27 protein-coding genes are annotated in these 21,285 nt (G+C 71.9%); 9 read left to right on the top strand and 18 right to left on the bottom strand.

Translation table 11 applies throughout. From position 1 onward, the window contains the following. The first annotated feature begins 52 nt into the window (after positions 1-52). The gene (locus GGE06_RS35515; protein WP_184932715.1) at positions 53-769 is read left to right on the top strand and encodes a hypothetical protein; all 717 of its coding nucleotides are present in this window, start codon (positions 53-55) and stop codon (positions 767-769) included. Between the two features lies 1 nt (position 770). Here GGE06_RS35515 and GGE06_RS35520 read toward each other — a convergent pair whose 3' ends face one another. Together GGE06_RS35520 and GGE06_RS35525 are read right to left on the bottom strand one after the other, a co-directional pair. Next, a complete protein-coding gene (locus tag GGE06_RS35520; protein ID WP_312883415.1) occupies positions 771-1,136 on the bottom strand; it encodes an ATP-binding protein in 366 nt (121 codons plus the stop codon). Beyond that, on the bottom strand, positions 1,133-1,333 hold the full coding sequence (locus GGE06_RS35525) for a hypothetical protein (RefSeq protein WP_116159610.1): 201 nt from the start codon (positions 1,331-1,333) through the stop codon (positions 1,133-1,135). The genes GGE06_RS35520 and GGE06_RS35525 overlap by 4 nt, the downstream gene beginning before the upstream one ends. A gap of 115 nt (positions 1,334-1,448) precedes the next feature. Between GGE06_RS35525 and GGE06_RS35530 the strand changes: the two genes are divergently transcribed. Next, complete coding sequence (locus tag GGE06_RS35530) at positions 1,449-2,300, top strand: helix-turn-helix domain-containing protein (RefSeq protein ID WP_184932716.1); 852 nt, start codon at positions 1,449-1,451, stop codon at positions 2,298-2,300. Further along, positions 2,281-2,484, top strand: coding sequence for a DUF397 domain-containing protein (locus GGE06_RS35535; RefSeq protein ID WP_184932717.1), 204 nt, complete (start codon positions 2,281-2,283; stop codon positions 2,482-2,484). The genes GGE06_RS35530 and GGE06_RS35535 overlap by 20 nt, the downstream gene beginning before the upstream one ends. A 4-nt stretch (positions 2,485-2,488) precedes the next feature. On the opposite strand, the gene GGE06_RS35540 is transcribed toward GGE06_RS35535, so the two are convergent. The 5 genes from GGE06_RS35540 to GGE06_RS35560 all read right to left on the bottom strand — a co-directional run bounded on the left by GGE06_RS35540 (position 2,489) and on the right by GGE06_RS35560 (position 5,727). After that, the gene (locus GGE06_RS35540; protein ID WP_184932718.1) at positions 2,489-3,406 is read right to left on the bottom strand and encodes an RNA polymerase sigma-70 factor; all 918 of its coding nucleotides are present in this window, start codon (positions 3,404-3,406) and stop codon (positions 2,489-2,491) included. A gap of 12 nt (positions 3,407-3,418) precedes the next feature. Next, positions 3,419-3,892, bottom strand: a complete 474-nt coding sequence (locus GGE06_RS35545) for a carboxymuconolactone decarboxylase family protein (RefSeq protein WP_116159614.1) — start codon at positions 3,890-3,892, stop codon at positions 3,419-3,421. A gap of 157 nt (positions 3,893-4,049) precedes the next feature. Next, the gene (locus GGE06_RS44125; RefSeq protein WP_181924559.1) at positions 4,050-4,301 is read right to left on the bottom strand and encodes a hypothetical protein; all 252 of its coding nucleotides are present in this window, start codon (positions 4,299-4,301) and stop codon (positions 4,050-4,052) included. Between the two features lie 77 nt (positions 4,302-4,378). Next, positions 4,379-5,152, bottom strand: coding sequence for an MBL fold metallo-hydrolase (locus GGE06_RS35555; protein WP_116159616.1), 774 nt, complete (start codon positions 5,150-5,152; stop codon positions 4,379-4,381). Further along, positions 5,149-5,727 (bottom strand): NADPH-dependent FMN reductase, encoded by a 579-nt coding sequence (locus GGE06_RS35560; protein WP_116159617.1) that lies wholly within the window; start codon positions 5,725-5,727, stop codon positions 5,149-5,151. Before GGE06_RS35560 ends, GGE06_RS35555 begins: the two co-directional genes overlap by 4 nt. Positions 5,728-5,861: 134 nt before the next feature. On the opposite strand from GGE06_RS35560, the gene GGE06_RS35565 reads away from it, so the two are divergent. Genes GGE06_RS35565 through GGE06_RS35575 form a run of 3 tightly spaced genes read left to right on the top strand, consistent with a single transcriptional unit; the run spans position 5,862 to position 8,571 of the window. Beyond that, entirely contained in the window at positions 5,862-6,746 is an 885-nt protein-coding gene (locus GGE06_RS35565; RefSeq protein WP_116159618.1) for a pirin family protein, read from the top strand. Continuing rightward, complete coding sequence (locus GGE06_RS35570) at positions 6,743-7,870, top strand: MFS transporter (RefSeq protein WP_184932719.1); 1,128 nt, start codon at positions 6,743-6,745, stop codon at positions 7,868-7,870. The genes GGE06_RS35565 and GGE06_RS35570 overlap by 4 nt, the downstream gene beginning before the upstream one ends. A 38-nt stretch (positions 7,871-7,908) precedes the next feature. Next, positions 7,909-8,571: a TetR/AcrR family transcriptional regulator gene (locus tag GGE06_RS35575; RefSeq protein ID WP_116159620.1), complete on the top strand. Its 663-nt coding sequence runs from the start codon at positions 7,909-7,911 to the stop codon at positions 8,569-8,571. A 102-nt stretch (positions 8,572-8,673) separates the two neighbouring features. Here the strand turns inward: GGE06_RS35575 and GGE06_RS35580 are convergent, their stop codons facing one another. From GGE06_RS35580 to GGE06_RS35600, 5 genes are all read right to left on the bottom strand, one after another. Continuing rightward, positions 8,674-9,303 (bottom strand): LysE/ArgO family amino acid transporter, encoded by a 630-nt coding sequence (locus GGE06_RS35580; RefSeq protein ID WP_116159621.1) that lies wholly within the window; start codon positions 9,301-9,303, stop codon positions 8,674-8,676. Then, on the bottom strand, positions 9,300-9,608 hold the full coding sequence (locus tag GGE06_RS35585; RefSeq protein WP_116159622.1) for a DUF2087 domain-containing protein: 309 nt from the start codon (positions 9,606-9,608) through the stop codon (positions 9,300-9,302). The genes GGE06_RS35580 and GGE06_RS35585 overlap by 4 nt, the downstream gene beginning before the upstream one ends. A 61-nt stretch (positions 9,609-9,669) precedes the next feature. Then, entirely contained in the window at positions 9,670-9,966 is a 297-nt protein-coding gene (locus GGE06_RS35590; protein WP_116159623.1) for a hypothetical protein, read from the bottom strand. 94 nt (positions 9,967-10,060) lie between these two features. Then, positions 10,061-10,540, bottom strand: coding sequence for a hypothetical protein (locus tag GGE06_RS43005; RefSeq protein WP_246532927.1), 480 nt, complete (start codon positions 10,538-10,540; stop codon positions 10,061-10,063). Positions 10,541-10,758: 218 nt separating this feature from the next. Beyond that, complete coding sequence (locus GGE06_RS35600; protein ID WP_116159624.1) at positions 10,759-11,205, bottom strand: anthrone oxygenase family protein; 447 nt, start codon at positions 11,203-11,205, stop codon at positions 10,759-10,761. Positions 11,206-11,305: 100 nt separating this feature from the next. Between GGE06_RS35600 and GGE06_RS35605 the strand changes: the two genes are divergently transcribed. Continuing rightward, the gene (locus tag GGE06_RS35605) at positions 11,306-11,896 is read left to right on the top strand and encodes a TetR/AcrR family transcriptional regulator (RefSeq protein ID WP_184932720.1); all 591 of its coding nucleotides are present in this window, start codon (positions 11,306-11,308) and stop codon (positions 11,894-11,896) included. Positions 11,897-11,936: 40 nt separating this feature from the next. Here GGE06_RS35605 and GGE06_RS35610 read toward each other — a convergent pair whose 3' ends face one another. Together GGE06_RS35610 and GGE06_RS35615 are read right to left on the bottom strand one after the other, a co-directional pair. Beyond that, positions 11,937-12,425 carry a GNAT family N-acetyltransferase gene (locus GGE06_RS35610; protein WP_184932721.1) on the bottom strand — a complete coding sequence of 163 codons (489 nt, stop codon included), beginning with the start codon at positions 12,423-12,425 and terminating at the stop codon, positions 11,937-11,939. A gap of 2 nt (positions 12,426-12,427) precedes the next feature. Continuing rightward, positions 12,428-12,751, bottom strand: a complete 324-nt coding sequence (locus GGE06_RS35615) for a hypothetical protein (protein ID WP_116159627.1) — start codon at positions 12,749-12,751, stop codon at positions 12,428-12,430. A gap of 157 nt (positions 12,752-12,908) precedes the next feature. Between GGE06_RS35615 and GGE06_RS35620 the strand changes: the two genes are divergently transcribed. After that, entirely contained in the window at positions 12,909-13,661 is a 753-nt protein-coding gene (locus GGE06_RS35620) for a phosphotransferase family protein (protein WP_116159628.1), read from the top strand. Between the two features lie 234 nt (positions 13,662-13,895). Here the strand turns inward: GGE06_RS35620 and GGE06_RS35625 are convergent, their stop codons facing one another. From GGE06_RS35625 to GGE06_RS35635, 3 genes are read right to left on the bottom strand one after another with little or no spacing between them, the layout of a single operon-like run. Further along, a complete protein-coding gene (locus tag GGE06_RS35625) occupies positions 13,896-14,681 on the bottom strand; it encodes an ABC transporter permease (protein WP_116159629.1) in 786 nt (261 codons plus the stop codon). After that, entirely contained in the window at positions 14,678-15,634 is a 957-nt protein-coding gene (locus tag GGE06_RS35630) for an ATP-binding cassette domain-containing protein (RefSeq protein ID WP_184932722.1), read from the bottom strand. The genes GGE06_RS35625 and GGE06_RS35630 overlap by 4 nt, the downstream gene beginning before the upstream one ends. Positions 15,635-15,664: 30 nt before the next feature. Continuing rightward, positions 15,665-16,330, bottom strand: a complete 666-nt coding sequence (locus GGE06_RS35635; RefSeq protein ID WP_116159631.1) for a DUF4097 family beta strand repeat-containing protein — start codon at positions 16,328-16,330, stop codon at positions 15,665-15,667. A gap of 260 nt (positions 16,331-16,590) precedes the next feature. Between GGE06_RS35635 and GGE06_RS35640 the strand changes: the two genes are divergently transcribed. Continuing rightward, the gene (locus tag GGE06_RS35640; protein WP_116159632.1) at positions 16,591-17,349 is read left to right on the top strand and encodes a GbsR/MarR family transcriptional regulator; all 759 of its coding nucleotides are present in this window, start codon (positions 16,591-16,593) and stop codon (positions 17,347-17,349) included. On the opposite strand, the gene GGE06_RS35645 is transcribed toward GGE06_RS35640, so the two are convergent. Continuing rightward, complete coding sequence (locus tag GGE06_RS35645) at positions 17,318-20,995, bottom strand: non-ribosomal peptide synthetase family protein (protein ID WP_184932723.1); 3,678 nt, start codon at positions 20,993-20,995, stop codon at positions 17,318-17,320. The two genes, GGE06_RS35640 and GGE06_RS35645, sit on opposite strands and share 32 nt — an antisense overlap. Positions 20,996-21,285 lie beyond the last annotated feature (290 nt).

Raw genomic sequence — 21,285 nt, forward strand, 5'->3', positions numbered from 1 at the left:
CCGCTTATCACCTGTTGACGAAATCCTGAACTCCGCACGGTGGCATGGCGGCATGAACCTCACAAGAACCGCACTGACCGCCGCCGCCCTTGCCGCCGCACTCTGTGCCCCTCTGGCGACCGGCGCCATCGCCCAGGCGGCCCCCGACACCTCGCAGACGACCACGCACGCGACCACCGGGACGCCCCACCCCGGGCCCGACGAGTCCGCCCGGCCCAAGAAGGGGGACACCGCGGTCCCCACGCTGCCGTCCGCGCCCCTCAAGGGCCTGCCGACCCTACGGGAAGCCCAGACGCAGGGCCTCCTCGCGCGGCCGTTGACGGCCACGGGCGAGGTGACGGCTCAGGCGTTCCCCGATGACAACTGCACCACACCCCCGCAGGGCTGGGGGTACCACGACTACCTCGCCCCCGGCGAGTGCCTGACGCCGGACACGTACATCGCCGTCAACACCGAACCGGGCGGCTGGTACGAGCTGTGGATGCAGAGCGACGGCAATGTCGTCCTCTACTTCCACGGCGCCCCGTTCTACACGGCGAAGTGGCAGACCGGAACCCGTGGCTCGAACGCGTCGCTGTGGATGCAGCGGGACGGCAACGTCGTCATCTACGACGGCGCGGGCAACCCGATGTGGGCCACGGGCACGAACGGGTGCGGCGATCTGGGAGCCTGGCTGCGGGTCCAGGCCGACACCAACCTCGTCCTGTACACCCGTGACTGGACGCCGATCTGGGCACGCTTCGGCGGCCCCGGCTCCCGCCCCTGCTAGTTCACGCCCCTGACCGCCCGGCCCGGAGCTCGCACCAGACCGTCTTGCCGTACGGCCCCTGGTCCACGCCCCACCGCGCCGCCAGCGCGTCCAGCAGGGCGAGCCCGCGCCCCGACTCGGCGTCGTCCGTGGCGTCCCTCAGTACGGGCCAGACGCGCGGGTCGGGATCGGTCACGGCCACCCGTGTCCGCCCGCCCCGCGCGGCGACGACCCGCACGGTGACGGGTGTCCCCTCCCCCACGTGCCGGATGACGTTCGTCAGCAGCTCGCTCACACACAGCCGTACGTCGTCCCCCTCCACCATCCGCCGCACCTCCGCGACCTCCTTGGGCAGCGCGAGCAGCTCGACCGTGAGCGGAAGCGTCACCCGCCGGCCGCCTTGCGGAGCACGTCGGCCAGCTGGCGTGCGGTCGCCACGTTGCAGTGGCCGAGCGCGACGAGCGGCGGGCGGATGGTGGACCCTGCGAAGGTGACCAGGTCCACCCCCAGGGAGGGCAGCGTGATGCCGTGAGCTGCGAGAGCGGTACGGAGTGCGTCGACGTCCGGTGTGATGTCGTCGTCCATGGGGCGTCCACCTTTCGTTGCGTGCGGTGACGAACCCCTCACACGCTGCCGCCCCGCGCCCTACCGTGGGAAGCGTTTCCCGCTTCACGGAGCAAGGTGCGAAAGGCGGTCAACGGTGGCTGCGCGCAAGGACATCGACGGCTCGGCGAGCGTCCCGCAGTTCTACGGGAAGGAGCTCCGCTTCAAGAGGGAGGAGGCGGGGCTGACGCTGGAGGGGTTGGTGGAGGGCAGTTTCTATGGAGTCAGCTATCTGAGCGAGATCGAGCGCGGCAAGCGCCGCATGCCGCTGGACCTGGCCCAGCACGTGGACCGCGTGCTGCGGACGGACGGCTTCTTCGCGCGGGGCTGCGAGGACGTGAGGAAGGCGAAGCAGGGTGCGCATGCGGCGTACTTCGCGCCGATCGCGGAGGCGGAGCAGCGGGCGCTGACGATCGACGAGTGGTGCAACGCCCTGATTCCGGGCCTGCTCCAGACCCCCGCGTACACGAGAGCGGTGATCCGTTCGACGCACCCGCTGAGTACGCCGGAGGAGATCGACACCAAGATCGCGTCGCGGTTGAAGCGGGCGAAGCTCTTCGAGGACCCGAAGAAGCCCGAGTACTGGGTGGTTCTGCACGAGTCCCTCGTGCGCAACCCCGTGATTCCGGCGGCGGAGATGGCCGAGCAACTGGGGCACATCGCGGAGCTCGTACGGCGTGGCCGCGTCGTTCTGCAGATCCTGCCGTGGAACGGCCCGACCCGCCCCTTCGCGGCCTTGCCACTGAAGTTCCTGGAGTTCGAGGACGAAGCGCCGTTGGTGTACACCGAGGGTCCGTACCACGGCCAGACAGTGGACGATCCGGCCCTCGTGAAGCAGTACCGCAAGGCATACGATCGGCTGAGGGCCGCCGCCTTGCCGCCGGAGGCGTCCCTCGCCCTGATCGAGCAAGCGGCTGAGGACTACCGACATGGCCAGCAACGCCCTTGACCTGACCGCCGCCGTCTGGCGCAAGAGCAGCTACAGCAACGGGGACGGCGGCGACTGCCTCGAAGTGGCCGACGACGTCCCCGGCCTCGTCCCCGTCCGTGACTCCAAGCGCCCCGACGGCCCCGTCCTCCTCCTCCCCGCCGCCGTCTGGGCGCCGTTCGTCGAGGCCGTCAAGGCGGGCTGAGGCGCTACCCCCGGCGGGCCTCGCGGACCTCCTCGTGGATCGCCCAGGCGTCGGCGACCGGGCCCAGGTGGGCGAGCTTGTCGGGGTTGATGACGGAGCGGATGGCCTGCACGCGGCCCTCGGCGATGTCGAGGACCAGCGTGTGCAGGACCTTGCCGTCGCGGTCGCGGAAGACGGCACCCGGCTGGCCGTTGACGTCGTGCGGCTCGAAGGTGATGGCGACCTGTGCCATCCGGGGAAACACCACGGCCAGCAGCTTGGCCACGTTGTCCGCGCCGGTGATCGCGCGGGCCAGCTGCGGGGCCTTCCCGCCGCCGTCGCCGACCATCTGGACGTCGGCGGCGAGGAGGCCCCGCAGGCCGTCGACGTCGCCGCCCTTCAGGGCGTCGAAGAAGCGGGCGGCCAGCTCCCTGCTTTCGGCGGGGTCCGCCTCGAAGCGGGGCCGGCCGTCGCGCATGTGCCGACGGGCGCGTACCAACAACTGGCGGCAGGCCTGCTCCGTACGGCCGACGGCGGAGGCGATCTCGTCGAAGCCGAAGCCGAAGACCTCGCGGAGGACGAACACGGAGCGTTCGAGGGGGCTGAGGCGTTCGAGGAGCAGCAGCGCGGCCATCGACACGGAGTCGGCGAGCTCGGCCGCGCGCTCGGGGTCCTCGTACGGATCGTCGAGGAGCGGTTCGGGGAACCACGGTCCGACGTACTCCTCTCGGCGGACGCGCGCGGAGCGGAGGACGTCGATGGCGATCCGGGTGACCGTGGCGGAGAGGTACGCCTTGGCGGAGGTGGGCGTGGTCGGGGAGGCGTCGTACCGCAGCCACGTCTCCTGCACGGCGTCCTCGGCCTCGCTGACGCTGCCGAGCATCCGGTACGCGATCGAGAACAGCAGTGGCCGCAGTTCCTGGAACTCCTCGACCTTGCCCATGTCACTCCCCGTTCAGTGGAACGCGCCGACCTCGTAGCCGCCGGCCGGCTGCTTGCTGATGATGTTCATGCGGGTGGCGGCGTTCATGAAGGAAACCAGGAGGACGAGGGCGGTGAGCTGCTCCTGGTCGAAGTGCTGGGCGGCCCGGTCCCAGACCTCGTCGCTGACGCCTTCGCCCGCGTCGGCGACGCGGGTGCCCTGCTCGGCGAGGGCGAGGGCGGCACGCTCGGCCTCGGTGTAGACGGTGGCCTCGCGCCAGCCGGCGACGAGGCCGAGGCGGACGGGGCTCTCGCCCGCCGCGAGGGCCTCCTTGGTGTGCATGTCGAGGCAGGCGCCGCAGCCGTTGATCTGGCTGACGCGGAGGGAGACGAGCTCCTGGACGGCGGCCGGGAGGGTGGAGTCCTTGAGGGTCCGGCCGGCGGCCATGAGGTGCTTGAAGGCCTTGCCGGCGGTGGGGCTGGCGAAGAAGTCGAGTCGCGCGTCCATGTCGTGTCTCCTCGGTTCGGTACGAGTCGGTGGGCTTACGTCCCCGAGACGAGACAGCAGCGCGGCCTGTGACACGGCATCCCGTGTGATCCAGGTCTCAGGCTCGGAGTGACACGGGCGGGGCGGTTCGGTCCCGGGGCGTTCGCCGCGTGAGCACCTACGATCGGTCCATGGCCGCCTCTTCGAGCTCCTCTTCGCGTCTTTCGCTCTGGTCCCGGGACTCGTTCCTGTCCATCGGTTCCGTCGGTTCGACCCTCTCGATCGGTTCGGTCGGCTCGTTCCTCTCCGTCGGGTCGGTCGGCTCCGCCGCCTCGGCGCTGTCCGTCGGGTCCTGGGCGAGCGTCGGGTCACTACTGTCGGCGCGGTCGTGCTGGTCGGTGCTCTCGTACCGCTCCGGCCGGGGCGTCATGGCGGCGGGCGCTGTCCTCGCGGTCGCGGGAGCCGTCGCGGTGACGGCGGGGGTGCGGCGGAGTCGCTGAGGGGCGGTCAGAGGTCCTCGGTGACACCCGGCCGCAGCCACCGCAGCCGTCCCGCCAGGTCCGGGGCCGCGAAGGCCTCCGTGACGCGGGCCGGGTCCTCGGCGAGGTGGTCCCAGGAGTCGTAGTGGAGCGGGATCACCGTCCGGGCGCCGAGGGTGCGGGCGAGGGCGGCGCCCTCCGTCGCGCTCATCGAGAAGGCGCGGTCGCCGGTGGACGGGAAGTGCGCGTCGCCGAGGTGGAGGAAGGCCGTGTCGATACGGAAGCGGTCGCCGATCTCCGTCAGGGCGCCGTGGCGGACGGTGTCGCCGGAGACGTAGAGCGTGCCGCCCTCGTACGCGACGACGAAGCCCGTGACGGGGCCGGTGACCTGCTCGGTGCCCTCCGGGCCGTGCCGGGCGGGGGTGGCCGTGACGGTGACGGTCGTCGCCCCGGAGGTGATCGTCCGGCTCTCCCACGCCGCGAGGCCCTCCGCCCGGCCGCCGAGGCGTTCGGCGGCCTCCGGGGTGGTGAGGACTCGGGCCGCCCGGCTCAGGACCTCACGGCCGGTCAGGTCGAGGTTGTCGGCGTGCTGGTCGTGCGAGAGCAGGACCAGGTCGAGGGGCGGGAGTTCGGCGGCGGTCAGGGCCGGTCCCGCGGTGCGGTGGAGCGGGCGGGCGCCGGGGTAGTCGGCGGGGGCCGGGTCGAGGGCGGGGTCGGTGAGGAGGGTCAGGTCGCCGATGCGGAGGAGGACGGTCGCCGTGCCGAGGTAGGTGGCGGTGACGGCCTCCGTACGGGGGCTCACGCGGCGGCCTTCGAGGCGTCGATCTTGGCCTGGAGGGCGGTCAGCAGGCCCTGGAGGAGCCCGATCGTGGTCTCGTCCGTGAGGTTGCCGTCGGCGTCGAAGCGCTCGTGCGAGCGGAAGACGTGGACCTCGGGCTTCACGACGACGTCGCTGTCGGTCCAGACGAAGACCTGGCGGAGGGCGAGCTGCGCCCGGACGGTGCCGAAGTTGGTGGGCGCGGCGCCGAGGATCGCGACGGGCTTGCGGTGCAGCGGGAGGCCCTCGGTCTTCGTCCAGTCGGTGGACAGCCAGTCGAGCGCGTTCTTGAGGACGCCGGGGATGGAGTAGTTGAACTCCGGGGTGGCGATGAGGAGTCCGTCGGCCTCGGCGACCCGGCGGCGGAGCTCCTCGACGACGGCGGGGCGCTTCTCGGGGGTGTCGAGGTCGAGGTCGTAGGGCGGGATCTCGCGGAGGTCCTCGTAGATCTCGATCTCCTGGCCGCCGGGGTTGAACTTCTGGGCGGCGCGGAGCAGTTGCGTGTTGTGCGAGCTGGCGCGGAGCGAGCCGGAGATGGCGAGGATCGTGGACGCGGTCATGGGAACCCCCCGTTTCGTCGGGCGAGCCGGCGGGTGCCGGACTCGCTACCGAGGAAGCTAAACCGATCGGTTCATTCTGTCAACGAAACGGTTCAGTCTTGACAGTGAACTGAATGGTGTAGTTCAGTCGAGCCATGACCACTCCCAGCGCCCCTCGGCCCGCCGGCCGGACCGTCGCCCGCACGGCCCGCCCCTTCCACACCTACGAGGGCGCCGGCTTCCCGGTCCGCCGCCCCTTCCCCACGGAGGAACTCCCCTTCGTGGACCCCTTCCTGATGGTCGACCAGGTCGGCCCGGTCGAGCTCGCGCCCGGCGAGGCGAAGGGCGCGCCCCCGCACCCGCACCGGGGCTTCGAGACCATCCAGTACGTCCTCGACGGCGACATCGCGAACGCCGACTCGCGCGGCCACAGCGCCGTCGTCCGCGCCGGTGGCGTCCAGTGGCTCACCGCCGGGTCCGGGATCGTCCACGAGGCCCTGCCCACACCGGAGTTCCTCGCCTCGGGCGGCCGGCAGCACATGCTCCAGATCTGGCTGAACCTCCCCGCCCACCTCAAGGGGACCCCTCCGCGCAGCCAGAACGCCGAGGCCGGCGACCTGCCGGTGGCGGTCACCCCGGAGGGCGCCGAGATCACGGTCCTCGCCGGGGCCAGCCACGGCGTGACGGGCCCCTTCGAGACCCGTACGCCGGTACTCGTCGCCCACGGCCGGCTCGCGGCCGGCACGAGCGCCGAGTTCACGGCCCCGGTGGGGCACAACGCGATGGTGTACGTGATGCGGGGCGAGGTCACGGTGGCCGGCGAGGCCCTCCCCGACGGCCACCTCGCGGTCCTCGCCCAGGACGGCGACCGCTTCGCGGTCGAGGCCCCGGACACCGCCGCCGAGGTCCTGATCCTGACGGGCGAACCGATCGGCGAACCGGTCGCCCGCAGCGGCCCGTTCGTGATGAACACGGTGGCGGAACTCCGGGAGGCGGAGAGGGACTTCAGGAGGGGCGCGATGGGGCGGATGCCGGTATGAGCGGCCCGTTCACGGACAGGCGGTTCGCGGGCGCGCGGTGGGTGGACGGGCGTTCCGCAGGCCCGTTCGCGGGCCGCACCGGCCCTCTCCTCGCCGCCCTTGCGGCGCCCGCCTCGATGGGGGTCTCCGGGCCCAGCCTCGCGCTCCCCGAGGCCGCACGCGCGCTGTCCGCCACGCCCGCCGCCACCGCCTGGCTCATGACCGCCTTCGGCCTCGGCATGGCCCTGGGAACCCCCCTCCTCTCGGCCACCGCCGGCCGCCGCCACGGCACCGCCGGAGTCGTCAAGGCCGCCGCCGCCCTCGTGGCCCTCGGCGCACTGGTCGTCCTCCTCGCACCGAACCTGCCCCTGGCGGTCGCGGGCCGGGCCCTGGAGGCGGCAGGCGCGGCGGGCCTGAACGTCGCCGCGTTCCAGCTGGCCGGCCGGGACCGCTCGGGCCGGACGCCGGGCCTGGTCGCGATCGGCAGCGCGGTGGGAGGCACGGCGGGCCTGTTCACAGGGGCGGCGGTGGCGGGGGCGCTCGGCTGGCGCGGAGCCCTTGTCCTCCCGCTCCTCAGCCTGCTCTCCCTGCGCCCGGCACTCGCCCTGGCGAACGAGGAGTCCCCCCGCACACCCGCCCCCACCCCCGGCCTCCCCCTCGACATCCTCCGAAACAGCCGCTTCCTGGCCGCCGCCGCGCTGATGCTGACCCTCTCCACCGTCAACTTCGCCCTCCTGTACGCGGCTCCGCGCCGCGTCGCCGCGCTCACCGGCTGGGGTCCGGTGGAGACGGGGGCGGTCGCGTCGGTCGCCGCGCTCGCCGGGGCGCTGCTGTCCTGGCAGCTGGTGCGCGGGGCGCCGACGCTGGGCGCGGCCCGGCTGAAGGGACTGCTCGGGGCCGGTTCGGCGGTGGCGCTGGCGCTCGCGGTGACCGCGCCGTGGCCGGTGGCGGTGCTGGTCGGCTCGGGGACGAGCGCGCTGGTGACGGCGGGCGGTCAGGGGCTGCTGTCGGGCGCCGCGACGGAAACCCTGCCGGCGGCCCGCCACGGCAACGCGATCGGCCTGTTCAACCTCGCCTTCCTGATCGGCGTGGCGGCCGGCCCGGCCCTGGCGTCCTTTGCAGACCAAACCGTTCAGTTCATATAGTGGGAACCGCAGCAGCCACCGACCGAAGGACCACCGCCATGGACGCCGACGCGATCGACGAGTACGGCATCCCGATCATCCCGGACCCGGCGGACGCGGCCTCGCGCAAGCGCCAGGCGATCATCGACGCGGCGCTCGCGGAGTTCCTCGCGGAGGGGTACTCGGCGGCCTCCATGGACGCGATCACACGCGGTTCGGGCGTGTCGAAGGCGACGATCTACAAGCACTTCGGCAGCAAGGAACGTCTGTTCCTGGCCGTGATCGGCGGCGTCCTGCCGAAGACGTACGCGGACCTGGAGCCGTCGAACTCGACGATCGCCGACGCCCCGGACCTGCGGGCCGCGCTCGTCGGGCTCGCCACCGACTGGGCCCGGATCCTGCTGCGCCCCGACATCATGAAGCTGCGGCGTCTGGTGATCGGCGAGATCGACCGCTTCCCGCAGCTGGGCCAGCTCTGGTACCGGGTCACGTACGACATGAACAACGTCCCGCTGATCGAGGCCGTCACCGAGCTGAGCGCACGGGGGGTCCTCGACACCCCCGACCCCACGCTGGCCGTGCAGCAGCTGGTCGGGGCGACGGTGGGCGTGCCGCAGCTGGTCCGCACGTTCTCCCCGGACGCGGAGATCGACGACGAGGAGCTGACGCGGGTGATCGGCTCGGGGGTGGACCTGTTCCTGGCCCGGTACGCCCGCGCCTGAGCCCGAAGTGCGGGATGCTTTCCGCGTCGACGTGCACCAACCAGCCGGCTGGAGGCTCTCGTGTCCAAGGAAGCTCCATGGCTCCGGGGTGCCACAGCCTGGTCAGCCCTCGGCGACGAGCCGCACCGCGAGTATCACGATCAGCGTGCTCGACGCGAGGGCCGTGGTCAGGCGGCCCCGGGCGCCCGTCAGGGTGCGGCCCAGGAGTGTGCCGCCCAGGGCGAGGAGGAGTTGCCAGCTGGCCGAGGCGGCGAGGGCGCCGAGGACGAAGGCGGCGCGGTCGGTGGGGGTGGTGGGGGCGGAGGGGCCCGTGGCGAGGACGAGGGCGGCGAAGTAGATCACCGTCATCGGGTTGAGGATCGTGATCCCCAGGAAGGTGCCGTACGCGCGGGCCGGCGTGAGGACGGTCCCGTCGTCCCGGGAGGCGAGCCCTCCCGCGCGGTGCGCGGCGAGCGCCGTCCACGCGGCCCGGACCGCGAGCACCGCGAGCACGACGGCGGACGTCCACCGCAGCGGGGTCATCACGGGCGTGAGCACGGGAACGAGTGCGGAGCCCCCGGCCACGGCGAGCAGGGCGTACGCCCCGTCGGCCGTGGCGACGCCGAGGGCCGCGCCGGCGCCCGTACGCCAGCCGGTACGGGCCGTGACGGCCACGAGGTAGGCGCCGACCGCGCCGACCGGGATCGCGATGCCGTAGCCGGCCAGCAGGCCGGCCACCACCGCGGCCGTCACGCGACGGCGGGGATCGCGCCTCCGGGGGAACCGGGCTGCTGCTGTCGGCGGTAGTCCGCGCCGTCCCTCGTACGGGAGAGGAAACCGCCGGTCACGAGGTACCGGCGCAGGGCCGGAAAGTCGTCGTGCACGGACCGCAGGGCGTCGTTGACCTGGGGTTCGCTGTACGTCCGGTCCGCCTCGAAGAGGGCCGCGGCGAGGTGCGCGAGCAGCGCCTCGCGGCGGGCGGGCTTCCGCGGGATCGCCTTGAGGCGCCCGTCGGCGGCGAACAGATCGGCGACAGGACGCGGGGAATGGCTGGTCATGCAGAGAGCGTGGCGCCCTCCGCCCCGCCCCGCAAAGGGTTTTCGCCCTGTCGTACCCGGGCTACTTGGGCTCGGGCCGCACGAGCACGTTCACGACGTGCTGCACGCGCGGCATGATCGGCGGGGTGCCCGTCTGCTCGAAGAACGGCTTGGCCTTCTCCACGAAGGCGAGGAAGTTCTCCTCGCTGTCGAAGAAGTCCGTGATCCGCCACCCGCCGGTCCCGTCCGGCCCGGACGCGTGCGCGATGAACCCGGGCGGCGGGAACCACTCGGCGTCCTGGATCAGCCGGGTGGTCCGCTCGTACTGCTCCTGGGTCCCGCCGGGGATCTCCACGGTGACGACGACGCCCTTGTTCATGGTCCTGCTCCTGTACGTCCGGGACGGGGGTCCCGACCAGCAGACCAGCCGGCCGGGCGCCCCGCACCGCGACGGCCCCCGAACGAGCGACGCGTCACGCCCGCCCGACGCTCATCGCCCAGCCCACCGACGCCGGGGCCTCCACCTGGACGTAGGCCGGCGTGCGGTCGTGGCCGAGGTCGCTCCGGTCGAGGTTCGTGCTGACCTGACCGGCCACGCATTCCGTCTCGAACACGGTCTTCGAAGGCTCGACGGAAACCTTGACGGTCCCCTTCCCCTTGCAAGACACCATGATGTCGAGAGCGCCGCCGCGCGCGCCTCCCTCAAGCGGGATCTCCCTGTTCCCGTGGACATCGGCCACCGAGGCGATCACCTTCCCGTCGGGAAGCCTGGGAGCCGCCTCGACCGATCCCCCGGGAGACTCGTCCGGGGTCCGGGTCGCGGCAGGTGACGACGGCGATCCGGACGGCCCGGCCTGCGCGGGAGCGCTTCCTCCTCCGGCAGAACAGCCGCTGGAGACGAGCACCGCCGAAACGGCGGCCGCCGCCATCACATGCCTCATGTCGATACGCATACATCCCCCTTGGAAGCAGCCGCCTGGTCAGGGCGACTCCGTTGGGGGGAAGTTACCGCGCGGGATTGAGCGGGTTAAGGCAGGAGTGAATTCCCTGAGGGAGATCTGAGGTTGCCGATCAAGGCGACGGCCCCCGCCGCACGGCAGGGGCCGGGAAGTCGTCGGACCGGGTCGGGAAGCCGTCGGACCGGGTCGGACCGCGCGCGGGTTCCGCGGGCTCAGACGAGGGCGGTGACCAGGAGGGTGAAGGCGGCGACGATGACGGCGACGCGGGCGTAGTGGTAGCGGTCCCAGCGGTTCATCTGCTCCTTCCAGTCCTCGGGGCGGTTCTCGGGAGTCCACGTCTTGCCGCGGTTGTTGATCGGGACGAGCAGCAGGACCGACATGAGCACACTCACGATCAGCAGCCCGGCGGCGATGACGACGAGGGTCGCGCCCTGGTCGTGCCATCCGGAGACGGCCCAGATCGCGCTCAGGACGAGCGAGCCGATGTACCAGAACGGCATGAGGGCGCCGAGCATCCGGCCCCCGTGGGAGCGGGCCTGCTGGTCGCTGTCCTCGGGAAGTGCACTGAAGATCCGGTTCATGACGAAGGCGACGGCGAACTCGACCCCCACCATCAGGCCGACGACCACCGTGGTGAGCACCTGCAGTGCGTTGAGCATGATGACCCCTCCTGCGATTCCTGCGATCTAGCGTTGCTAGCCGATGAGGCAACGCTAGACCTACTGCCGCTCGATTGTCTAGCGATGCTAGGATCGAATCATGTCGGTACAGGAACGCAAGCAGCGCGAACGGGCGGACCGGGAGCGACTCATCGTCGCGGCGGCCCGCGAACTCGCCGAGCAGCAGGGCTGGGACGCGGTCACCACCCGCCGACTCGCCGAACGCATCGAGTACAGCCAGCCCGTCCTCTACAGCCACTTCCGGGGCAAGCGCGAGATCATCGGCGCCGTCGCCCTCGAAGGCGCCACCGAGATGGCCGCGGCGCTGCGGGCCGCGACCGCCGCCGCGTCCACCGCTGCGGGCGGCCCGCGCGCCCGGGTCACCGCCCTCGCCCGCGCCTACCTCGACTTCGCGGAGTCCCACCCGGCGGTCTACGACGCCCTGTTCCAGCTCGACGGCGGCCTGGCGTACGCGCAGGAGGACACGCCGGCGCCGCTGAAGGACGCCTTCGCCGCCCTGCTGGAGTGCCTCGGCGAGGTCGCCGGGGAGGGCGTCCACCCGGAGATGTTCACCGAGACGTTCTGGGCGGCCCTGCACGGCCTCGCCACCCTGTCCCGCGCGGGCCGGCAGCCGCGGGAGTTCATGGAGCAGAGGGTGGAACTGGTGGTGGACCGGCTCGCGGCGGTATGACCCGGCGGGCACGCGGCCGGGGCCCCGGCGGGCGCCCGCGTCAGCCCAGGTCCTTCCGCATCAGCGTGCACATCGTCTCGTACCGCCGGAGGGAGCCGTCCTCCGTCTCCACGTCCCAGGAGTCGGGCTCGCGGCCGAAGGCCCGGTAGCCGAGGCGTTCGTAGAGGGCCCGGGCGCGGGGGTTGTCCTCCTCCACGCCGAGTTCGGCGCGGGTCAGGCCCCGGGCCGCGATCCGCTGCTCGGCGGAGCCGATCAGGAACGTGCCGATCCCGCAGGACTGCAGGGCCGGGAGGACGCCGAGCTGCCACAGCGTGCCCGCGCCGGGCCTGACCGTGTAGTCGACGCCGCCGACGGCCACCGGCAGCCCGGCCGGCGTGCACACCGCCAGGTAGTCGACCTCGCCCGCCTCGGCGCGGCGGATCTGGTGGACGAGCTCACGCACGTGCTTGGGCGAACCGGCCCATCCACAGGCCGGCAGGTCCGCCTCGGTGAGATCCCGCACCGACAGGCGCAGCCTGATCTCGGTCATCGTCACGTCCCCTGGTGCTCGTGGCCGGTGTCGAAGTACTGGTCCAGATAGGCCTCTTCGCCGAGGGGGCTGTCCCGCACCAGCGAGAAGACCTCGTCTCCGTCGTCCGGCCGGCCGTCGGTCGCCAGGCGGTAGCACTGGGCCAGCTCCAGGTACCGGTGACCGTTCTCCGTCGCATAGGTCCGCGCCTCGCCCTCCGCCCGGGCGATGGCCTGCTCCATCGAGCCGGCCCGCCACAACGTCAGGCGCTCCTCGTAGGGCGCGCCCTCCCAGGCCACCCACTGGAACACGCACCGAACCGCGTACCAGGACTCCTCGTACGCCATGGTGATCTCCTCGAACCGGGGTGCCCAAAGGCTGGACGACCGCCGATTCTCACGACCGCGAGTCGCCTCGGCAATCGAATAAGTCCGCTCCGCTCCCGGTGCGGGAAACCCACATTTCCGGCGACGTCGGTGCTCATCCCCGGGATACTGGTCGCCCATGGATGAGGTCAAGGTCGTCGTCGCCCATTCCGAGCGTGCGACTCTGCGCGTCGGCGACGTGTTCCTGAAGGTGGACGCGGATCAGGCGCGCATCGACGTCGAGGTCGAGGCGATGTCCCTGGCACCGGTCCCGACCCCGGAGGTCCTGTGGCGCAAGCCGCCCGTGCTCGCGATCGCCGCGCTGCCGGGGACGACGCTCGGGCGCCTCGGCGGGCCGTCGACCGGGTCGCCGGCGGCGTGGGCCGCGGCGGGCGCCGCCATCCGGAAGCTGCACGACGCGCCGCTGCCGTCCTGGCCGGGCCAGGCCGGGCGGAGCGTCGTCGCGCTGGCGGCGGAACTCGACGCCGAGTGCGAGTCGCTCGTGACGAACGGCCTCCTGCCCGCCGATCTGGTCACCCGCAACCGCCAGGTCGCCGAGGCCGCGCTCCGGCCGTGGACTCCGGCGTTCACGCACGGCGACCTGCAGATCGCGCACGTCTTCGTCGACGGCGACGAGGTCACGGGCATCATCGACTGGTCCGAGGCGGGCCAGGGCGACGCCCTGTACGACCTCGCCACCTTCACGCTCGGACACGAGGAGCACCTCGACGACGTCCTCGCCGGCTACGGCACCGACCTCGACCTCGACCTCGACGTGATCCACGCGTGGTGGTCGTTGCGAAGCCTGCTGGCGGTTCGCTGGCTGATCGAGCACGGCTTCGACCCCTTCGCACCGGGCTGCGAGGTCGACGTGCTGAGATCCCGGATGTGACGCGCCTTCAGCCGGTTCTCGCACGAGATCGTCCGACACCCCCGCCTCGACTCCGTCGCCGACGAAACCCCCTGCCCCGCCCGCGCCGTGACACCCCTGACCCCGTAGGGCCTCCCCCTCCCCCTTGGACCGCCGGACGGCCCGCCGAGGTGGACAGCCCGAAGGCCCGTCGCGTCCACCGGCAGGGTGGTGGCGACGGGCCTTCCAGGACGTTCATCGTGCGGGTCACGCGGGTCACTTGGCGTCTCGGTCGAACACCGCCTTCGACCAGAAGTAGCCGAGGGCCGTCAGGGCCACGCACCAGGCCAGGGCCAGCCAGCCGTTGTGGCCGATCTCGGTGCCGAGGAGCAGGCCGCGGAGGGTTTCGATGGCCGGGGTGAAGGGCTGGTACTCGGCGATCGGCTGGAACCAGCCGGGCATCTGGTCGACCGGCACGAAGGTGCTGGAGATCAGGGGGAGGAAGATCAGCGGCATCGCGTTGTTGCTGGCCGCCTCCGCGTTCGGGCTCACCATGCCCATCCCGACCGCGATCCAGGTCAGCGCCGTGGCGAAGAGGACCAGGAGCGCGAAGGCCGCCAGCCACTCCAGTGCCGTCGCGTCCGTCGAGCGGAAGCCGATCGCGACACCGACCGCGCCGACGAGGACGACGCTGATGACGGACTGCAGGACGCTGCCGATGACGTGGCCGGTGATGACCGAGCCGCGGTGGATCGCCATGGTCCGGAAGCGGGCGATGATGCCCTCGGTCATGTCGTTCGAGACCGAGACCGCCGTGCCGATCGTCGTCGAGCCGATCGTCATCAGCAACAGGCCCGGGACCAGGTACGCGATGTAGTCGGAGCGGTCCCCGCCGCCCATGCCCGCGCTCATCGTGTCTCCGAAGATGTAGACGAAGAGCAGGAGCAGCATGATCGGGGTGAGGAGCAGGTTCAGCGTGAGGGAGGGGTAGCGGCGGGCGTGCAGGAGGTTGCGCCGCAGCATCGTCGTCGTGTCACGGGCGGCCAGGGACAGGGTGCTCATCGGGCGGACTCCTTCTGCTGGGCGGGGACGGTGGTGGTGGCGGTCAGGGCGAAGAAGACGTCGTCCAGGTCCGGGGTGTGGACCGTCAGTTCGTCCGCCTCGATTCCCGACGCGTCGAGTCGGTCGAGGATCGTGCGCAGGTTGCGCTGGCTGCCGTCGCTCGGGAGCTGCAGCGCCAGCGCCTCGTCGTCGCGGGCCGCTTCGTGGAGCGTGGTGGCGGCCGAGCGGTAGGCGTCCGGGTCGGTGAAGCGGAGGCGGATGTGCCCGCCCGGGATCATGCGCTTGAGCTCCTCGGCCGTTCCCTCCGCCGCGATCTTGCCGTTGTTGAGGACCGCGATGCGGTCGGCCAGCTGGTCGGCCTCCTCCAGGTACTGCGTCGTCAGGAAGACCGTCACGCCGTCGGCGACGAGTTCGCGGATGATCTGCCACATGTTGTGGCGGGAGCGGGGGTCCAGGCCCGTCGTCGGCTCGTCGAGGAAGATGATCCTCGGGCTGCCGACCAGCGTCATCGCGATGTCCAGGCGGCGCTTCATGCCGCCGGAGTACGTGGAGGCCGGCTTCTTCGCGGCCTCCGTCAGGTCGAAGCGGGCGAGGAGTTCGGCGGCGACCCGGCGGCCCTCCTGCTTCGACAGGTGGTTCAGGTCCGCCATCAGGAGCATGTTCTCCTCTCCCGTGATCAGGCCGTCGACCGCGGAGAACTGGCCGGTGACGCCGATCGCCGCCCGGACGGACTGCGCCTGCGCGGTGAGGTCGTGGCCGGCGACCTGCGCCCGGCCGCCGTCCGCCGTGATCAGCGTGGAGAGGATCTTCACGGCGGTCGTCTTGCCCGCGCCGTTCGGGCCGAGCAGGGCGAAGATCGTGCCCTCGGGGACGGTCAGGTCGATGCCGTCGAGGACGGTCTTGTCGCCGTAGGACTTGCGCAGCCCGTTCGCCGCGATCGCCGTGGTGGTCATGGTGATGGCTCCTGGAAGGCCGTGGGTGGGTTAGAGGCTTCGGGCCGTGATGTCGCCGTACGCCGTGGTCGCCTGGATGTTCAGGGCCGACGTGCCGTCGTTGCGCAGGGAGTTGTCGACGCGGCCGTAGGCGGTGCCCGCGTTCAGGGAGGCGGAGACGCCGGCCGCCGCGCCGACCGCGATGTCGCCCTTCTGGGTGGTCAGGGTGAGCGTGCCGCCCGTCGCCTCGGCGATGCGGATGTCGCCCCGCGCGGTGCTGATCTCCGCCGGGCCGGTCAGCCGGCCGACCTCGACGTCGCCGTCGGCGGCGTTGAGGCGGAGGCCGGCGGCCTCGTCGATCTTGATCTGGCCGTACGCGCCCTCGAAGACGACCTCGCCGAGCCGTCCGACGCCGCGGAACTCGGTCGCGGCGGCCTCGGCCTCGACGCGGGAGCCGGCCGGGAGCTGGACGGTGACCTCGATGGATCCGTTGCCCCCGAGGATGCCGTTCTTCGTCTTCGGGACCTCGACGCGCAGGACGCCGTCGGCGTAGGCGACTTCGGTGCGCTCGGCCGTCTTCACGTCGCGGCTCTTGGAGGGGTCGGCGGGCAGGACCTCGACGGTGGCGTCGGCCCGGTCGGCGGCGATGAGGCGGATGCGGCCGGCGGGGACGGCGAGGACGGTGGCGATCGGGGCGGTGGTGTCGAACTTCTGCATGGTGCTGCTCCTTCGTCTGTGGCGGGCGCTTGTTCGCCGCGCCGTTTCCGATGAAGGAAAAGCTACGTTGCGTTCGAAGGTTCGGCAAGCACTTCATTGCGTGAAAACAGTGTCTTCGCAGGTCAGTTACCAGATTTCATTGCAATGGTTCTGGAACTAATGCAACGTCACGCATCCATTGCGTTGCAATGGACTGGAAGTGAACGCTATGCTGGGCCCACCACGGGCGACGCGCGCCACGGACGACGAAGGAGACCGCGATGCCGGGAGGCAGACTCACCCAGCCCGAACGCCAGCAGATCGCCCTCGGGCTCGCCGACGGGCTGGCGTACGCGGAGATCGCCCGCCGCCTCGACCGTCCGACCTCGACCATCACCCGCGAGGTCATGCGCAACGGCGGCCCCGCCGGCTACCGCGCCGACCTCGCCCACCGCGCCACCGAGCAGCGCGCCCACCGCCGCAAGCCGGCCGCGCCCCGCGGAACCTCCGCCGCCCCGCAGGCACATGGGCGTGACGCCGAGGCCGTGCGCGCGTACGAGGAGACGTTCACGACCGTCATGATGGCCTCGGGCATGCCGAAGATGACGGCCCGCGTCATGGCCGCCCTGACCCTCGCCGACGCGGGCAGCCTCACCGCGTCCGAACTCGCCGACCGCCTCCAGGTCAGCCCGGCGTCCATCTCCAAGGCGGTCACGTTCCTGGACAGCCAGGACCTCATCCGCCGGGAGCGCGACGAGCGCCGCCGCGAGCGCTACACCGTCGACGACGACGTCTGGTTCCAGTCGATGATGGCGTCCGCCCGGTCCCTCGCCCAGATCGTCGAGACCGCGCGGGAGGGCGTCACCGTCTTCGGCTCCGACACCCCGGCCGGCCACCGCCTGGAGAGCGTCGCCCGCTTCCTCGACTTCGTCGCGGAGAACACGGCCCGGGCCGCCGAACAGGCCCGGGCCATCCTCCATTCGAAGCCCCCCGCCCCGGGGGACAGTGCTACAGCCCCAGGCGGTAGCGGATCTTCTTGACGAGTTCCGTCAGGTCGGGTTGCCGGAGCAGGCTGTAGTGGTCGGCGTCGAGCTCCACGACCGCCGGCGGGCGGCTCGACCAGCCCGTGGCCTGCTCCAGGAAGGAGTAGTCGTCGCCCTCCGCCTTGAAGAGGGTCACGGGGCACTTCACCTGCCGCTCCGTCAACTCCCGGAAGGTGTACGTGAACTCGAAGGTCTCCTCGACGATCGCGACGATCCGGTCGATCAGGTCCGGGTCGAGGGCCGGGAAGTTCTCCGCCACGTACGCGACGAAGCTCCGGCGGTCCGCCGCCCGCACGCTCGCGTCGATCGCGCCCGCGAAGACCGAGTACAGGATCGTCACGAACGCCGGATTGTCGTACGTCGCCCCGCCCGTCTCCGAGGAGCGGACCTTCGGCGAGCCCGGGGCGATCAGGAAGAGGTTCTCCACCTGCTCCCCCGCCGCCTCCAGGAGGTGCGCCGACTCGAAGGCGACGCGGGCACCGAAGGAGTAGCCCCACAGGGTGTACGGGCCGGTGGGCTGGCGGCGGCGGATCGCCGCCACGTCCGCCGCGGCCATCTCGCGGATCGTGGCGTACGGCTCCTCGCCCCGGTTGATGCCGTGCGCCTGCACCCCGTAGAACGGCCGGTCGATCCCGACCTCCTCGGCCAGGTGCCGCAGGTTCATCGTGTAGCCGCCGAGCCCCGGCCAGCAGTACACCGGCGACTGCGCGCCGGCCGCGTGCAGCCGTACGAGACGGGAGGCGGGGGTCGCGGCGGCGCCGTCCAGCTGGTGCGCGAGCTTCTCGATCGTCGGCCGCTCGAAGAGCACCTGGAGCGGGAGCGAGGCCCCGAACGCGCGGTTGATCCGCGTGACCAGCGCGACCGCGATCAGCGAGTTGCCGCCCGACTCGAAGAAGTCGTCCAGGACGGAGACCGCCTCGACCTCCTCGTACTTGAGGGCCGCCGCCCAGATCTCCGCGAGCCTGCTCTCCGTGCGCGTACGGGGCGGGACGTGCGGGCGGCCGTGCAGGCCCGCGTTGACCACGGCGAGGTCGGCGAGCGCCTTCGTGTCCACCTTGCCGTTCGCCGACAGCGGCAGCCGGTCCAGGACCACGACCCTGTTCGGGATCATGTAGTCCGGCAGGTGGTGCACGAGGTCGTCGCGGATCATCTCCGCCGGGCCCTTCATGTGGACCGTGTCCTCGTACATCCCCTCGCTCAGCCGCTGCTCCTCGCTGACCCGGCCGCCGACGAAGAAGTACGAGGGGCCGGTCGCCCGGCCCGCCGCCGTCAGGATCTCGTCCAGGCGACGGGCCGCGGGAAGCGGGTGGCCGGACTTGGAGCTGTAGCCGGAGGACATGAACCCGAGTCCGTGGCCGCCCAGTTGGAGACGCTGGAGCACCCGGCCGAGGTCGACGTACGCCCGGTCCGCGTCCGCCGTCCGGCTGACGACGGCGACGCCGAGCGAGGCCCGCTCGTACACCGCCTGGTTGATGGCGATGACGTGCTTCTTCTCGACGAGGGAGGGCGAGATCGCGCGCAACTCGCCGTCCTCGTAGGCGTACTGGGCCTCTGGGAGGTCCGGGACGAGGGTGCCGTGGGCCTGGACGTAGACGTCCGCCTCGGGGTCGTTCCGCGTCCCCTCGTCGTACGGGACGACCTCCCAGAGCCCGTCCCCGGGGCACGGCCTGACGTCCAGGCCGTAGCCCGGCAGGACCTCCTCGAAGAGGCCCACCATGTGGCCCGTCTCGATCTCCAGGACCTCCTGGATGTTGTTCTTGTAGACCGGCTCGATCGCCTCGCGCTTCCCCCGGAAGGCGAGGCGCAGGGACGGTTCGGCGGCGTCCGGGAGCGCCTCCGTCAGGTACAGGCGGTGGCGGACCGGGTGGTAGTAGTACGTGCCCGGGTCCAGGCCCGCGACGCCGCGCGCCTCCACGTACAGCTGCGTCGCGTACAGCGCGCCCGGGGAGGCGTAGCCGTACTTCGGGAGGAGCCGCTCGTCGCTGCCGAACTGGCCGAACCAGCGCAGGAGTTCGCCGAGGTCGGCGGCGGTGAGGCTGCCGACCCGCCGGGAGCCGATGCCCTCCGGGCGACGGGACAGGGCCGCGAGGACGTCGGCGCGGGTGACCTCGCCGCCCTCGTAGAAGCGGTACGTCTTGCGGGCGAAGACCGTGCGCCGCATCCGCTCCGTCGGCGTCCCGCCCGGCAGCTGCACCACCGGGCAGCCCGCGAGCTCGGCGTCCTCGCGGGTGCCGGCGTTGGACAGCTGGGCCTTGACCTGGAGCTTCGACTCCTTCGACTGGTGGTGGGCGCCGTGGTTGCCCTGGTCCATCAGGGCCGCCTCCTTCGGCGACAGCTCCACGCAGGCGACGAGGTTCTGGAAGCCGGTGCGGGGCTCGTCCTTGACGATGACCGCCGCGTTCTTGACCCAGTCGTGGTTCTCGATGGCGAGCGCGATCTCGTCCAGCTCGACGCGGAAGCCGCGTAACTTGATCTGGTTGTCCGCGCGGCCCGCGAACTGGACCGTGCCGTCCTCGTTCCAGTGCGCCAGGTCGCCCGTGCGGTAGAGGCGCTCGCCGGTGTCCGTGGTGAGGAACTTCTCGGCGGTCAGCTCGGGACGGTCCAGGTACCCCCGCGCCACCTGGATCCCGCCGATGCACAGCTCGCCGTCGCGTATGTGGAAGGTCGTGCCGTGGGCCGGTCTGCCGATGGGTATCGCGGCCGGGGCGTCCGCGAGCGTCGCCCGGTCCACCGTGTGGGAGGAGGCGTTGATCGTGCACTCGGTGGGGCCGTAGAGGTTGATCAGGTCGGCGGCCGGGAGCTCGGCGAGGAGCTGTGCGGCGAGGTTCCTGGAGAGGATCTCGCCGCCCGAGTAGACCCGTTCGAGGGTGGTGCAGGTGCCGAGGCGCTCCGTGTCCACGAGGGCCTGGAGGAGGGTCGGCACGCCCTGGAGCATCGTCGCGCCGTGCGTGCGGATCGCGTCGATCAGGCCGTCGGGGTCGCGGTAGACGCCGGGCGGGCCGACGGCGACGCGTGCGCCGACCGCCGGCGCGAGGATCTCCCACTGCGCGGCGTCGAAGCTCATCGGGGTCTTCTGGAGGACGACGGCGTCCGGGCCGAGACGGTGCTCCGCCGCCATCCAGCGCATCTGCGACACGATCGAACGGTGCTCGACCATGACGCCCTTGGGCTTGCCGGTGGAGCCGGAGGTGTAGATGACGTAGGCGAGGTCGCCGGGGGCGGGGGCCGGGAGCGGGGCCGTTTCCCGCTCCTGCGGTACGTCCCCGATGACGACGACCGTCGTGCCGGGCGGGGCGAGCTCCTCGGCGCGGTCCCGGAAGCGGTCCTGGGTCAGGACGATCCTCGCGCCGCTGTCCTCGATCATGTAGCGCAGCCGCTCCTCGGGGTACTCCGGGGAGAGGGGCACGTACGCGGCGCCGGCGAGGACGACGCCCCAGACGCCGGTCATCAGGTCGAGGCTCGGCTCGACGAGCACGCCCACGCGGTCGTCTGCGCGGGCGCCTCGCGCGTGGAGGTGGGTGGCGAGGGCGGCGGCGTCGTCGTGGAGCTCGCGGAAGGTCCGCGTGTCCTGGCCGAAGGCCACGGCGGGGGTGTCGGGCGTGGCCTCGACGTGCGTACGGAGGAGCCGGTCGAGCGTGGACATGGTCTTCCCTTCGTCTGTGACCGCGCCGTCGCCGCGCCCTCGCCGCACCCCGTTGTGGGCATACGTTCCGCAGGGGCGGAACGGGTGGGCACAACGGACCCGCGCCCTGCCGGCGCCAGAGGCTCATGCGCCCTGACCCGCACCCCAGCGGCGGCGCACACCCGGTACGGGTCCAGGCGCGGAACGCGGAGGCGCCGCTAGAGGGCGCCGTCCCGTGTGCCCACCCGTCCCGCCCTGCGGGACGATTGCCCACACGGGCGGAGCGCAGGCCCACCAGGCGCGGGCGCGGC

The sequence above is a fragment of the Streptomyces nymphaeiformis genome (genome assembly GCF_014203895.1).
In the GTDB taxonomy this organism is placed as follows: Bacteria; Actinomycetota; Actinomycetes; order Streptomycetales; family Streptomycetaceae; genus Streptomyces; species Streptomyces nymphaeiformis.

Coding starts and splice junctions, on each gene's coding strand:
- GGE06_RS35610 (WP_184932721.1), bottom strand. CDS start 12,425: ATGACCGAGATCAGGCTGCGCCTGTCGGTGCGGGATCTCACCGAGGCG.
- GGE06_RS35560 (WP_116159617.1), bottom strand. CDS start 5,727: ATGACCGCGTCCACGATCCTCGCCATCTCCGGCTCGCTCCGCGCCAGC.
- GGE06_RS35645 (WP_184932723.1), bottom strand. CDS start 20,995: ATGTCCACGCTCGACCGGCTCCTCCGTACGCACGTCGAGGCCACGCCC.
- GGE06_RS35585 (WP_116159622.1), bottom strand. CDS start 9,608: ATGACCAGCCATTCCCCGCGTCCTGTCGCCGATCTGTTCGCCGCCGAC.
- GGE06_RS35540 (WP_184932718.1), bottom strand. CDS start 3,406: ATGGGCAAGGTCGAGGAGTTCCAGGAACTGCGGCCACTGCTGTTCTCG.
- GGE06_RS35570 (WP_184932719.1), top strand. CDS start 6,743: ATGAGCGGCCCGTTCACGGACAGGCGGTTCGCGGGCGCGCGGTGGGTG.
- GGE06_RS35575 (WP_116159620.1), top strand. CDS start 7,909: ATGGACGCCGACGCGATCGACGAGTACGGCATCCCGATCATCCCGGAC.
- GGE06_RS35600 (WP_116159624.1), bottom strand. CDS start 11,205: ATGCTCAACGCACTGCAGGTGCTCACCACGGTGGTCGTCGGCCTGATG.
- GGE06_RS35640 (WP_116159632.1), top strand. CDS start 16,591: ATGCCGGGAGGCAGACTCACCCAGCCCGAACGCCAGCAGATCGCCCTC.
- GGE06_RS35635 (WP_116159631.1), bottom strand. CDS start 16,330: ATGCAGAAGTTCGACACCACCGCCCCGATCGCCACCGTCCTCGCCGTC.
- GGE06_RS35545 (WP_116159614.1), bottom strand. CDS start 3,892: ATGGACGCGCGACTCGACTTCTTCGCCAGCCCCACCGCCGGCAAGGCC.
- GGE06_RS35535 (WP_184932717.1), top strand. CDS start 2,281: ATGGCCAGCAACGCCCTTGACCTGACCGCCGCCGTCTGGCGCAAGAGC.
- GGE06_RS35605 (WP_184932720.1), top strand. CDS start 11,306: ATGTCGGTACAGGAACGCAAGCAGCGCGAACGGGCGGACCGGGAGCGA.
- GGE06_RS35590 (WP_116159623.1), bottom strand. CDS start 9,966: ATGAACAAGGGCGTCGTCGTCACCGTGGAGATCCCCGGCGGGACCCAG.
- GGE06_RS35565 (WP_116159618.1), top strand. CDS start 5,862: ATGACCACTCCCAGCGCCCCTCGGCCCGCCGGCCGGACCGTCGCCCGC.
- GGE06_RS44125 (WP_181924559.1), bottom strand. CDS start 4,301: ATGACGCCCCGGCCGGAGCGGTACGAGAGCACCGACCAGCACGACCGC.
- GGE06_RS35620 (WP_116159628.1), top strand. CDS start 12,909: ATGGATGAGGTCAAGGTCGTCGTCGCCCATTCCGAGCGTGCGACTCTG.
- GGE06_RS35515 (WP_184932715.1), top strand. CDS start 53: ATGAACCTCACAAGAACCGCACTGACCGCCGCCGCCCTTGCCGCCGCA.
- GGE06_RS43005 (WP_246532927.1), bottom strand. CDS start 10,540: ATGCGTATCGACATGAGGCATGTGATGGCGGCGGCCGCCGTTTCGGCG.
- GGE06_RS35625 (WP_116159629.1), bottom strand. CDS start 14,681: ATGAGCACCCTGTCCCTGGCCGCCCGTGACACGACGACGATGCTGCGG.
- GGE06_RS35615 (WP_116159627.1), bottom strand. CDS start 12,751: ATGGCGTACGAGGAGTCCTGGTACGCGGTTCGGTGCGTGTTCCAGTGG.
- GGE06_RS35630 (WP_184932722.1), bottom strand. CDS start 15,634: ATGACCACCACGGCGATCGCGGCGAACGGGCTGCGCAAGTCCTACGGC.
- GGE06_RS35525 (WP_116159610.1), bottom strand. CDS start 1,333: ATGGACGACGACATCACACCGGACGTCGACGCACTCCGTACCGCTCTC.